The organism is Actinomadura miaoliensis (assembly GCF_039536785.1).
Taxonomy (GTDB): domain Bacteria; phylum Actinomycetota; class Actinomycetes; order Streptosporangiales; family Streptosporangiaceae; genus Spirillospora; species Spirillospora miaoliensis.
In genome coordinates this window covers 103,192-115,282 of the sequence record NZ_BAAAZG010000026.1, presented here as the reverse complement: position 1 = coordinate 115,282, position 12,091 = coordinate 103,192, and the positions used below count along the sequence as shown (strand labels likewise).

Below are 12,091 nucleotides of genomic sequence, written 5' to 3'. Positions count from 1 at the left end.
GCCGCGGCATCGTGCTCGTAGAAGCGGATCTTCCCCTGGATCTTCCGCTGCTGTTCGCGCAGCCGGGCGATCTGCTCCTCCACACGGCGGTCGTGCGCCCTGAGCAGCGCGACCCGTTCCCGGGTGGTCTCGTCACCGCCGCGCACCAGCTCGGCGTAGCGCAGCAGCTCGGCGATCGGCATGCCGGTGTCGCGCAGGCAGCGCAGCATGCCCAGCCACGCCAGGTCGTCGTCGGTGAAGACCCGGCGACCCGCCGTGTCGCGCGCGATCCCCGACAGCAACCCGATCTTCTCGTAGTAACGCAGCGTGTCGATGCTGAAGCCGCTCCGGGTGGCGGTCTCAGCCGGGGAGTAGGAGCTCACGGGCCCCAGACTGCCACCTGGAGCGCACTCCAGGTCAATGGTCCGGGTCCCCGCCCGCGCGGCGGATTCTGACCTCGATGCCGTCCAGCACGAGGGCGAGGCCCGCCTCGAACACCTCGGTGGCCTCCTGCACCAGGTAGGGGGTCTCCGCGTCGTCCATGTCGAAGGCGTGCTGGGACTCCATCCAGGTCAGCGTGGGGAACCGTGCGCCGAAGTCGGGCACGAGCTCGTCGAGCTGCGGGGCGTGGGCGTACCACCACTCGTCCTCGCCCTTTCCGGTCTCCTGCGTCGCCAGGCGCGTCTCGGCGACGATCCGCGCCGCGTCCCGCACCAGGTGCGTCAGCGTCCCGCCGAGTCCGCGCAAGGTGCGGGCATCCAGCCCGGTGGTGCGCAGGACGGCCATCATCGTCTCGGACATGGTGAACCAGCCGGGCCCAAGGACGGGACGCGCGTGCGACACCTGCAGCGTCCACGGATGGCGCAGGTGGAAGTCCCACAGGTCGCGCACCCACGCCGTGACGGCCGCCCGCCAGCCCACGCTCAGGTCGTAGCGGGTGGGCAGCTCGGCCAGGGCCCGGTCGTACATGAGGTCGACCAGCTCGGCCTTGCCCGGCACGTAGGTGTAGAGGGCCATGGCGGTGCGGCCGAGCCGCTCCCCCACCGCGCGCATGGACAGGGCCGCCATGCCCTCGGCGTCGGCGACGGCGATGGCCGCGTCGACGATCACGTCCACGCTCAGCCCGGGACGCGGCCCCGGGGCGGAACGGGCCCCGCGTTCGCCCTCGGGCGCGCGCCAGAGCAGGGCCATCGAACGGCGCGCGTCCCCCTGTCCGGCGAAGACGACCAACGGACCACTCCTTATCCCGTAAACTGTTTCGAACTCTTTAGGGCATAAAGATACAGGAGCGCCATGAACCCCCGTCATCCGGCCGACGCCCACGACGTCATCGAGGTGCGCGGCGCCCGGGAGAACAACCTGGCCGGCATCGACCTCGACATCCCCAAGCGGCGGCTGACCGTCTTCACCGGCGTGTCCGGGTCGGGCAAGTCGTCGCTGGTGTTCGGCACCGTCGCGGCCGAGTCGCAGCGGCTGATCAACGAGACCTACAGCGCCTTCGTGCAGGGCTTCATGCCGCCGGTGGGCCGTCCCGAGGTGGACGCGCTGCGCAACCTGAGCGCCGCGATCGTCGTCGACCAGGAGCGGATGGGCGCCAACTCCCGGTCCACGGTCGGCACCGCCACCGACGCGCACACCATGCTGCGCATCATCTTCAGCCGCATCGGCGTGCCGCACGTGGGCACCTCCACCGCGTTCAGCTTCAACAGCGCCGAAGGCATGTGCCAGCGCTGCGAGGGGCTCGGCCGCGTCTCCGACATCGACGTCGACCAGCTCGTCGACCGCGACCTGTCGCTGGACGAGGGCGCCATCACCGTGCCGAACTTCACCGTCGGCTCCTGGTACTGGCAGAACATCGTCGAGTCCGGGTTCGTGCCCCGCGACGTGCCGCTGCGCGACCTCACCCCCGAGCAGTGGGAGGACTTCCTGCACAAGCCCGCCACCAAGATCAAGCTCGGCGGGATGAACACCAACTACGAGGGCCTGGTGGTCAAGGTCCGGCGGCTCTACCTGTCCAAGGACGTCGAGTCGCTGCAGCCGCACATCCGGGCGTTCGTCGAGCGCGCCGTCCGCTTCGCCGCCTGCCCGGACTGCGGCGGCACCCGGCTCAACGCCGCCGCCCTCTCGGCCAAGATCAACGGCCGCAACATCGCCGACTGCGCCGCCATGCAGATCAGCGACCTGGCCGAGTTCGTCCGCAAGCTGGACGACCCGTCGGTGGCGCCGCTGGTCGCCACGCTGAGCGCCACCCTCGACTCGATGGTGGAGGTCGGCCTGGGCTACCTCAGCCTGGACCGCGAGTCCGGCACGCTGTCGGGCGGCGAGGCGCAGCGCGTCAAGATGGTGCGCCACCTCGGCTCCAGCCTCACCGACGTCACCTACGTGTTCGACGAGCCCACCGTCGGGCTGCACCCGCACGACATCCAGCGGATGAACGGGCTGCTGCTGCGGCTGCGCGACAAGGGCAACACGGTGCTGGTCGTCGAGCACAAGCCCGAGACCATCGAGATCGCCGACCACGTCGTCGACCTCGGCCCCGGCGCCGGCACCGCCGGCGGCCGGATCTGCTACACCGGCGACGTGGCGGGCCTGCGCGCGTCCGACACCCTCACCGGCCGCCACCTGGACCACCGCGCCGCCCTCCGCGAGCGGGTCCGGCGGCCCGCCGGGCACCTGCCGATCCGCGGCGCGTCGCAGCACAACCTCAAGAACGTCGACGTGGACATCCCGCTCGGCGTGCTCACCGTCGTCACCGGCGTCGCGGGCTCGGGCAAGAGCTCGCTGATCCACGGGTCGCTGCCCGGCCGGGACGGCGTCGTCGTGGTGGACCAGTCGGCGATCCGCGGATCCCGGCGCAGCAACCCCGCCACCTACACCGGCCTGCTCGACCCGGTCCGCACCGCCTTCGCCAAGGCCAACGGCGTCAAGGCCGCCCTGTTCAGCGCCAACTCCGAGGGCGCCTGCCCCAACTGCAAGGGCATCGGCCTCGTCTACACCGACCTGGCGATGATGGCCGGGGTCGCCACCGTCTGCGAGGAGTGCGAGGGACGGCGCTTCACCGCCGAGGTGCTGAAGTACAAGCTGCGCGGCAAGGACATCAGCCAGGTGCTGGCCATGTCCGTCGCCGAGGCCCGCGACTTCTTCACCACCGGCCAGGCCCGCGCCATCCTCGACCGCATGTGCGACGTGGGCCTCGGCTACCTGAGTCTCGGCCAGCCCCTCACCACCCTGTCGGGCGGCGAACGCCAGCGCCTCAAGCTGGCCATCCGCATGGCCGACAAGGGCACCGTCTACGTGCTGGACGAACCCACCACCGGCCTGCACCTGGCCGACGTCGACCAGCTCCTGGCCCTCCTGGACCGCCTGGTCGACGACGGCAACACCGTGATCGTCATCGAGCACCACCAGGCCGTCATGGCCCACGCCGACTGGATCATCGACCTCGGCCCGGGCGCCGGCCACGACGGCGGCCGCGTCGTCTTCACCGGCACCCCGAGGGACCTCGTCACCACCGCCGACACCCTCACCGCACAGCACCTGCGCGACTATCTGGGGTGATCTACTTCACAACCCCCGACACATTCTCGTCACTCCAAGAAATCGCAATGTAACGTTCAGCGACATGCCATCACGTCGCCATGACGCCCTCAACGAGCTCTTCCGCGAGAACCCGAGGCTGGCCGCGGACCTCCTCGGCCGCCTCGACGTTCTCGATCTCCCTTCCGACCTCCCGGTCCAGGAGGCGAAGAACACCTTCAACGACCGCCCGTCCGCCGACTACGTCGCCGACAACGTGTTCACGGTGGGACCACCACAGGATCCGGTCCACGGCATCATCCTGGAGATCCAGCAGGCGAAGTCCAGGTCGAAGCGCAGGCAGCTGCCGCGCTATGCCGCCGGACAGTGGCTGCAGCAGCAGCGCGGCGGTGTCGACGTCCTCGTCGTCTGCCCCGACGCCGACACCGCCGCCTTCTACGCCGAGCCCATCCCCACCGAGCTGCCGGGGTACACCCTCCACCCCGTGGTCGTGGGCCCCGACCAGATCCCGGTCATCACCGACCCGACCGAGGCCGCCGCCCAGCCCGGGGTCGCCGTCCTGTCGGTCCTGGCCCACGGCCAGAAGCACCGCAAGGTCGTCGAGGCCTTCATGGCCGCGGCGAAAGAGTTGCCTGCGGCGGAAGAGCCGGACGAACACGTTCCGCAATACTATGAACACGCTTACAACATGTCCGTCCCAGCGGTGCGAAAGATCATGGAGGAGATCATGAATTCCACCAAGTGGCCCGTCTACAGCCCCTTCGCCCGCGCACACTTCGGCAAGGGCCGCGAGGAAGGCGAAGCCAAAGGCCGCGCGGAGGAGGCGGCCAACGCGACACTCATGATCCTGTCCACACGGGGCGTCAACGTCCCCGACGGCGCACGGGACCACATCACCAACTGCACCGACCTCGACCAACTCCACACCTGGCTCACACGCGCCGCCACCGCCGACACCATCGAGGACGTGTTCGCCTGAGCGGGACCGGAATGGTGCGGGGTTGACCTGGAGTGCGCTCCAGGGGTCAGGATCGGGCGGCATGGAGATCGCACTGGGCGCAATGCTGTTCGGAACCAGGGTGGACGAGGAGGCCTCGTTCGCCATTCTCGACCGCTTCGTCGAGGCGGGCGGGACGATGATCGATACGGCCAACAACTACGCGTTCTGGCTCGAGGGCGGACGCGGGGGTGAGAGCGAGACCGTCATCGGGCGGTGGCTGGCCAGCCGCGGGCTGCGCGACCGGGTCTTCATCGGGACCAAGGTCGGGGCGCAGCCGAAGACGCCCGGGACGGGGCTGGAGAACGCCGAGGGCCTGTCGGAGAAGGCGATCCGGACGGCCGCCGAGGGCAGCCTGCGGCGGCTGGGCACCGACCACATCGACCTGTACTGGGCGCACTTCGAGGACCGGTCGGTGGCCCTGGAGGAGACGATGGGCGCCTTCGGCGACCTGGTGCGGGAGGGCGCCGTCGGCCGGGTCGGGGTGAGCAACCACGCGGTGTGGCGGGTGGAGCGGGCCAGGGCGCTCGGCGAGCCTCGGTACGACGACCTGCAGTACCGCTACTCCTACCTGCTGCCCCAGCCGGGGGTGAAGCTGCCCGAGAACGGCCACCACCATGTCGACGAGGAGCTGCTCGACTACGTGCGGGCGGAGGGCATGCGGCTGTGGGTGTACAACGCGCTGCTCGCGGGCTCCTACACGCGCCCCGACAAGCCGCTGCACTGGGCGTACGAACACCCGTCCAACGAGCGGCGGCTGGCGGCGCTGAGGTCGGTGGCCGACGAGCTGGGCGCCACGCCCAACCAGGTGGTGCTGGCCTGGCTGATGGGCGGCGACCCGCCGATGATCCCCATCGTGGGCGTCAGCGCGATGGCGCAGCTGGAGGAGGCGCTCGGCGCCGCCGACCTGGCGTTGGACGCCGAGCTGCGGGAACGACTGGACACGGCCGCTTCGGCTTGACCTGGAGCGCGCTCCAGGTCGCAGAGTGGGAGCACCATCCCGCCTACCGAGGAGAGGGGACTCCCTCATGCGCATAGGACTGCAGGTGCCCAGCTTCACCTTCCCGGGCGGGCCCGAGCGGATCGCCGCCGAATACGGGCGTATGGCCCGTGAGGCCGACCAGGCGGGGCTGCACTCCTTCTGGGTGATGGACCACTTCTTCCAGATCAGGGTGGTCGGCCCCGCGGAGGAGCCCATGCTGGAGGGCTACACGGCGCTGGCGTACGCGGCGGCGCTCACCGAGAAGATCACACTGGGCACCATGGTCACCGGTGTCACCTACCGGCACCCGGGGATTCTGGTGAAGACGGTGACGACGCTGGACGTGCTGTCGGGCGGCCGGGCCTGGCTGGGCATCGGCGCCGCCTGGAACGACGAGGAGTCGCGCGGCCTCGGCGTTCCGTTCCCGCCGACCGCCGAGCGGTTCGAACGGCTGGAGGAGACGCTGCGGATCGCCCACCAGATGTGGAAGGGCGACGAGAGCGCCTTCGAGGGCGAGCACTACCGGCTGGAGCGGCCGCTGAACTCGCCGCAGCCGGTGCGGCGCCCGCATCCGCCGATCCTCATCGGCGGCTCCGGGGAGAAGAAGACGCTGCGGTTCGTCGCCAAGTACGCCGACGCCTGCAACATCTTCGACGCCGAGGACCTGCGGCACAAGCTCGACGTGCTGCGCGAGCACTGCGAGCGGGAGGGCCGCGACTACGCCGACATCGAGAAGACCTCGCTGACGTTGCCGCACGGCCGGCCCTCGGCCGACCAGGTCGTGGACACGGTGGGCCGGCTCGCCGAGGCGGGCGTCGACCACGTCATCTTCTCGCAGGCCACCGGGCAGGACCTGGCCGGTGTGCTCGGCGAGGCTGTGGCCCAGACCGAGAAGATCACCCCCGCCGGGCGCTGAACGCGGCGGTCCGCCGGGAGGCCCGGCTCCCGGCGGCCCGGCCGTCCTATGCCCTGGCCTCGGGGACGGGGCGGGCCGGGGGACGCACACGCGTCGGCACGCAGACCCGGTTCCACAGGTTGATCATCGCGACGAGGGCGACCAGGGTGCCCTGGTCCGCCACCGGGAAGTGGGCGGTCATCCGGTCCCAGATCGCGTCGGGCACGCCGTCCTCGCCGAGCCGGGTGGCGGACTCGGCGTAGGCGAGGGCGGCCCGCTCGGCCTCGGTGTACAGGTCCGACTCCCGCCACGCCGGCAGCTGGTACAGCCGGTCCGGGGTCTCGCCGTCGTCCAGGGCCTCGTGCGCGTGCATGTCGACGCAGTACAGGCAGCCGTTGATCTGGGAGACGCGGAGCTTGACCAGGTGCCGCACCAGCGGGTCCAGCCCCGACTCGCGCAGCACCTTCTCGGCCGCCAGGAACGCCCGGTAGGCGTCCGGGGCGACATCGGGCAGGTTCATGCGCTGTTTCATCGTCGTTCCCTTCGCTCGGTCAAGCGGTCGCCAGGGAGACGACGCGGCCCGGTCCGCTGTGACAGCGGATTCCGCTCAGCCGTCGAGCAGGGCCCGCATCCGGTTGATCTCGGCCTGCTGGCTGGACTGGACGTCCCGTGCGATCTCCTGGGCGGTGACGTCGGTGCCCTTGTCCAGCGCGTCCTTGGCCATGGTCAGCGCGCCCTGGTGATGGATGATCATCAGGTTGATGAACAGCCGGTCGAAGTCCTTGCCGCGCGCTTGGCGCAGCTGCTCCATCTGCTGCGGGGTCGCCATGCCCGGCATGTTGGCGTGGGCGGACGCCGACGGTGAGGCGGCGCCGCCGTGCGCGCCGTGGCCGGCGTGGCCGCCCTGTCCCTGGGACGTGGCCCGGCCGTGCCGCTTCAGCCAGTTCTGCATGGCCGCGATCTCGACGTTCTGCGCCGCGTCGATGCGCTCGGCCATCGCCTTGACCTGCGGGTCGGACGCCTGGCCGGGGGCCAGCGAGGCCATCTCGATGGCCTGCCGGTGGTGCGGGATCATCATCTCGATGAAGCGGAATTCCGCGGCCGTGGGCGGTGACGGGGTGGACGGCCCGGCGACCGCGGTCTTGTTGGCCTCCCCCGGCCGTCCCGGCATCAGCACGGTGCCCTTGGGCGTCGCCCCGCCGTCCTCGTCGCCGCTGCATCCGCCCAGGGCGCCCGCGGCGGCCGCCGCCGCCAAGGCCAGCACCGCGATCCGGTACCGCGTCCGGTAGTGCATCCGTCTCCCCACTCCGACCTGCGCTCGAACACCCCGGACGGTAGCCGTAGTCGGCATGTCGAATAAAGAGCCTTAGATCTCAGGAAGCTCACAGATCCATACAGACCTATTCAAACGGCGCGGTTCAGTCCATACTCCGGATGATCAAACTACTGTCGGGGGCCTCTGAACGCGAAGGAGTGAGGGTGGCGCTGTTCCCTGGACGCAGACCCAAGCGACGAACACTGGTGGGTACCCTCGCGGCGCTCGTGCTGGCCGGGTCGGCCGCCGTGGCACCGGCCGCCGCGGCCGCCATCCCCGGTCAGGACGAGGTCGTCAAGACCGCCAACATGCACCACCTGGCCAACATCCCCAAGCCGCCGGTGTTCTCGGGCACCGGCTCCTACGGCACCGACTGGGCCTTCAAGGGCAACTACGCCTTCGCCGGCAACTACGACGGCTTCACGGTCTACGACATCTCCAAGCCGGCCAAGCCGCAGATCGTCACCGTGGTCAAGTGCCCCGGCTCGCAGAACGACGTGTCGATCTCCGGGAACCTGCTGTTCCTGTCGACCGACAGCTCGCGCAGCGACGACTCGTGTCAGTCGGTGCCCAAGCCGGCGACGGAGAAGGATGCCTGGGAGGGCATCAAGATCTTCGACATCAGCGACGTGCGCAACCCGCGCTACGTCAAGGCCGTCGAGACCAAGTGCGGCTCGCACACCAACACGCTGGTCCCGGGCAAGAAGGGCACGGCGTACATCTACGTCTCGTCCTACCGCCCGGACTCGACCTTCCCCGACTGCCAGCCGCCGCACGACCTCATCTCGATCGTCGAGGTGCCGCTGAACAACCCGCAGGCGGCCAAGCTGGCGGCCGAGCCGGTGCTGTTCCCCGACGGCGGCAACCCCGGTGACAAGAAGGACTACCCCGAGGGCACCTCGGAGACCTCCGGCTGCCACGACCTGACCGCCTACCCGTCCAAGAACATCATGGCCGGGGCGTGCATGGGCGACGGCGTGCTGTTCGACATCTCCGACCGGCTCAAGCCGCGCATCATCCACAGCGTGCGCGACGACGAGAACTTCGCGTTCTGGCACTCGGCCACGTTCAACAACAAGGCCAACAAGGTCGTCTTCACCGACGAGCTGGGCGGCGGCAGCACCGCCACCTGCAACGCCGCGATCGGGCAGGACAAGGGCGCCGACGCCGTCTACGACATCGTCGGCAAGGGCGACAAGCGCAAGCTGGTCTTCCGCAGCTACTTCAAGATCCCGCGGGCGAACGCCGACACCGAGAACTGCGTGGCCCACAACGGCTCGCTGATCCCGGTCAAGGGCCGCGACATCATGGTGCAGGCCTGGTACCAGGGCGGCATCTCGGTGTGGGACTTCACCGACTCCCGCAAGCCCAAGGAGATCGGCTGGTTCGAGCGCGGTCCGCTGAGCAACGACCAGCTCATCCTGGGCGGCTCGTGGTCGGCGTACTACTACAACGGCTACATCTACTCCAGCGACATCCAGAAGGGCCTGGACGTCATCGACATCCGTGACAAGGCCACCGACAAGGGCAAGCGCGTCAAGCTCGACGTGCTGAACGCCCAGTCGCAGCCCGACTACTTCGACTGATCGGCCGATCAGGCGAAGCACGGAGTCATCACGAAGGCCCCCGGCACCGCCGGGGGCCTTCCCCTTTTCCGCGCGCGGGTGCCCGGGAACGAGCGGTTCAGGCAGCGCGGCGGAGACCGGCGAGCTTGTCGGGGTTGAGCACGCGGCGGACCGCGGTGACGCGGCCGTCCACCACCTCGATCATGTCGGCGCCGACGAGCTCCCCGTCGCGGTACACCAGCAGGCCCGGCTCGCCGTTGATCTCGGCGGGCACCAGGCGGAACGCGAGCTTGGCGGCCACCCGAAGCAGCACGGTCGCCACCCGCCCGGCCCCGGCGATGACCTTGCGGGCGGCGAACGCCCTGCCGCCGCCGTCGGTGACGTAGGTGGCGTCCGGATCCAGCAGCGCCAGCAGTTCGGCGCCGTCGCCGTTCTGCGACGCGGCGCGGAAGGCGGCCAGCACCCGCTCGTGCTCGGCCCGGGAGGCCCGCCGCCTCGCCGTGGCCGACGGCTCTGCATTGGCGATCTTGCGTCCGGCCCGCGAGGCGAGCTGACGGCACGCCGCGGGCGTCCTGCCCAGCGCCTCGGCGATCTGCTCGTACGGCACATCGAACGCCCGGCGCAGCACGAACGCGACCCGCTCGGGCGGCGAGAGGCGTTCCAGCACCATCAGCATGGCGACGCCGACGGTGTCGTCGACCAGCACCGGCTCGGCCGCGTCCGGGCCGGTCAGCAACGGCTCGGGCAGCCACGGCCCGACATAGCTCTCGCGCCGGGCGCGGGCCGAGGTCAGCAGGTCGTACGCGCGGCGGGCGGCCACGGTGACCAGCCAGGCGCGCAGGTCGCGGACCTCGTCCAGGGACCCGGCGGCGGCCGCGCGCAGCCACACGTCCTGGGTGACGTCCTCGGCGTCGGCCACGCTGCCGGTGATGCGGTACGCCGCGCCGAACACCGCCGGGCGGTGCTCGGGCCACTCGGCGTCCAGCCGCGCCCGCGCCGCCGCGTCCGGCGCCTCGTCCCGCGCCGGCGGCCGCGGCGCCGGGGTCAGGCGGCGGCCGGGGTGAACACCCATTTGCGGTACGACCAGTAGCGGAACGCCGACGCCAGCGCCAGCCCCACCAGCAGGCCGGCGTTGTAGGCGACGCCGCCGTGCAGGCCGAGGGTGTAGTAGGTGAAGCCGGTGCAGGCCACCTGGATCAGCAGGCCGACGCCGTTGAGCCCGAAGAAGATCGCCACCTCGCGGCCGGAGCCGGTGCTGTCGCGGTGACGGAACGTCCAGAACCGGTTGGCCAGGTAGGACACCAGCGTCGACAGCATGGTGGGCAGCACCACGCTGGTGACCGGGCCGCCGCCGTGCAGGTGCCGCAGGACGTTGGCCCCCACGATCATGATCAGCGTGCCGATGAACCCGACGAACCCGAAGGTCAGCAGTTCGCGCACGAAGCGGTACCCGCGCGAGTTCCTCGACCTCCCGTCCGGGCCGCGGTCCGCCGGCGCCGCTTGGCCCGGCCGCGACCGCTGCATGGTGTTCACTCGCCCAGACCTTACCGGAGGAGGCACCGCCGTCCGACCTCCGCCCCCGGGAAAACGATCAGCGTGCGGCCGTGGCGGTGGCGCGGGCGGACAGCAGGATCGCCGCGACGAGCGCGACCGGGACGCACAGGGCGCCGGTCAGCCCGACCCCCTGCGCCACGAACCCGATGACCGGCGGGCCGCCCAGCAGTCCCAGGTAGCCGACGGCCGTGACGCGGGAGATGCCGTGGGCGGCGGGCACGCCCGGCAGGTTGCCCGCGGCGCTGAAGGTGACGGGCGCCACCGGCGCGATGCCGATCCCGAACAGCGTGAACCCGATGATCGCGGCGACCGGGTGCCCGGCCGCCAGCCCCAGGCCCAGCCCGAGCGCCGAGATCAGGGCTCCGGCGCGCAGCACCCGCACCGGCCCGTAGCGCGCCACGATCCGGTCGCCCGCCAGCCGTCCCACCGTCATCGCGACCGCGAACCCGGCGTAGCCCAGGCCCGCGATGCCCGCTCCGGTGTCGAGGGTCTCGCGCAGGTAGACGGCGCTCCAGTCGGCCATCGCGCCCTCGCCGACGAACGAGCACAGCCCGATGAACCCCAGCAGGGCCAGCATGCGCCGCGCACCGCGCACCGCGTCCGCCCCGGCCTTCCGCGCGGACGTCCCGGAGAGAGCGTCGTCCCCGGCCGCGCCGGCGGAGTCGGGCAGCTCGTCGGCGGAACGGTCCAGCAGTCCCTGGCAGCCCGCCAGCACCAGCGCCGCCAGCACGACCGCCGCCACCGACAGGTGCACCGGCACGGGCACGTCCAGATGCGCCAGCCCCGAGCCGACCAGCGCCGCCAGGAGCGTGCCGATGCTGTACGCGCCGTGCAGCCCGGACATGATCGGCCGGCCCAGGCGGCGTTCGATCGCCACGCCCTGGGCGTTCATCGCCACGTCCATCAGGCCCAGCGAACCGCCGAACAGCACCAGCGCGGCGACCAGTGCGCCCAGGTTCCCGGCGAGTCCCATCGGCACCAGCGCGAGCGCGGCCGCCGTCCCGGCCGCCACGGTCGTGGCGCGGCTGCCCCAGCGGGCGACGATCGCGCCGGCGAAGCGCACCGCCACGACCACCCCGGCGGGGGCGCCGAGCAGCGCCACGCCGAGGGCACCCTCGCTCAACCCGAGGTGTTCCTTGACCTGCGGGATCCGCGCCACCCACGCCGAGCCGACCAGGCCGTGCGCGACGAACGCGATCGTCACCGCCAGCCGTGCCCGGCCGAGCGTCCCGGCCGCCGTCCGTGTCACCACAGGCCGACTGTACGT

The 12,091-nt window shown here is 71.1% G+C and carries 12 protein-coding genes; 5 read left to right on the top strand and 7 right to left on the bottom strand.

Annotation, left to right across the window (positions count from 1 at the left end; all coding sequences use genetic code 11):
* Positions 1–362, bottom strand: a 362-nt coding sequence (locus ABD811_RS20955; RefSeq protein WP_344950153.1) for a MerR family transcriptional regulator, incomplete at its 3' end; no start/stop codon positions are given.
* Positions 363–396: 34 nt separating this feature from the next.
* Positions 397–1,209, bottom strand: coding sequence for a TetR/AcrR family transcriptional regulator (locus ABD811_RS20950; RefSeq protein WP_344950150.1), 813 nt, complete (start codon positions 1,207–1,209; stop codon positions 397–399).
* Positions 1,210–1,272: 63 nt separating this feature from the next.
* Between ABD811_RS20950 and ABD811_RS20945 the strand changes: the two genes are divergently transcribed.
* From ABD811_RS20945 to ABD811_RS20930, 4 genes are all read left to right on the top strand, one after another.
* Entirely contained in the window at positions 1,273–3,537 is a 2,265-nt protein-coding gene (locus tag ABD811_RS20945) for an ATP-binding cassette domain-containing protein (protein WP_344950148.1), read from the top strand.
* 64 nt (positions 3,538–3,601) lie between these two features.
* Positions 3,602–4,495, top strand: a complete 894-nt coding sequence (locus tag ABD811_RS20940; protein ID WP_344950145.1) for a hypothetical protein — start codon at positions 3,602–3,604, stop codon at positions 4,493–4,495.
* A gap of 61 nt (positions 4,496–4,556) precedes the next feature.
* Positions 4,557–5,474, top strand: coding sequence for an aldo/keto reductase (locus tag ABD811_RS20935; protein ID WP_344950142.1), 918 nt, complete (start codon positions 4,557–4,559; stop codon positions 5,472–5,474).
* Between the two features lie 67 nt (positions 5,475–5,541).
* Positions 5,542–6,411 (top strand): LLM class F420-dependent oxidoreductase, encoded by an 870-nt coding sequence (locus ABD811_RS20930; protein ID WP_344950138.1) that lies wholly within the window; start codon positions 5,542–5,544, stop codon positions 6,409–6,411.
* A 46-nt stretch (positions 6,412–6,457) separates the two neighbouring features.
* Here ABD811_RS20930 and ABD811_RS20925 read toward each other — a convergent pair whose 3' ends face one another.
* Together ABD811_RS20925 and ABD811_RS20920 are read right to left on the bottom strand one after the other, a co-directional pair.
* Positions 6,458–6,922 (bottom strand): carboxymuconolactone decarboxylase family protein, encoded by a 465-nt coding sequence (locus tag ABD811_RS20925; RefSeq protein WP_344950136.1) that lies wholly within the window; start codon positions 6,920–6,922, stop codon positions 6,458–6,460.
* A gap of 75 nt (positions 6,923–6,997) precedes the next feature.
* A complete protein-coding gene (locus ABD811_RS20920; protein WP_344950133.1) occupies positions 6,998–7,684 on the bottom strand; it encodes a DUF305 domain-containing protein in 687 nt (228 codons plus the stop codon).
* 185 nt (positions 7,685–7,869) lie between these two features.
* On the opposite strand from ABD811_RS20920, the gene ABD811_RS20915 reads away from it, so the two are divergent.
* A complete protein-coding gene (locus ABD811_RS20915) occupies positions 7,870–9,291 on the top strand; it encodes an LVIVD repeat-containing protein (RefSeq protein WP_425549442.1) in 1,422 nt (473 codons plus the stop codon).
* Positions 9,292–9,388: 97 nt separating this feature from the next.
* On the opposite strand, the gene sigJ is transcribed toward ABD811_RS20915, so the two are convergent.
* The 3 genes from sigJ to ABD811_RS20900 all read right to left on the bottom strand — a co-directional run bounded on the left by sigJ (position 9,389) and on the right by ABD811_RS20900 (position 12,076).
* Positions 9,389–10,342, bottom strand: coding sequence for an RNA polymerase sigma factor SigJ (sigJ, locus tag ABD811_RS20910; RefSeq protein ID WP_344950127.1), 954 nt, complete (start codon positions 10,340–10,342; stop codon positions 9,389–9,391).
* On the bottom strand, positions 10,315–10,710 hold the full coding sequence (locus ABD811_RS20905) for a GtrA family protein (protein WP_344950124.1): 396 nt from the start codon (positions 10,708–10,710) through the stop codon (positions 10,315–10,317). Before ABD811_RS20905 ends, sigJ begins: the two co-directional genes overlap by 28 nt.
* Positions 10,711–10,861: 151 nt before the next feature.
* The gene (locus tag ABD811_RS20900) at positions 10,862–12,076 is read right to left on the bottom strand and encodes an MFS transporter (RefSeq protein WP_344950121.1); all 1,215 of its coding nucleotides are present in this window, start codon (positions 12,074–12,076) and stop codon (positions 10,862–10,864) included.
* Positions 12,077–12,091: the final 15 nt, after the last annotated feature.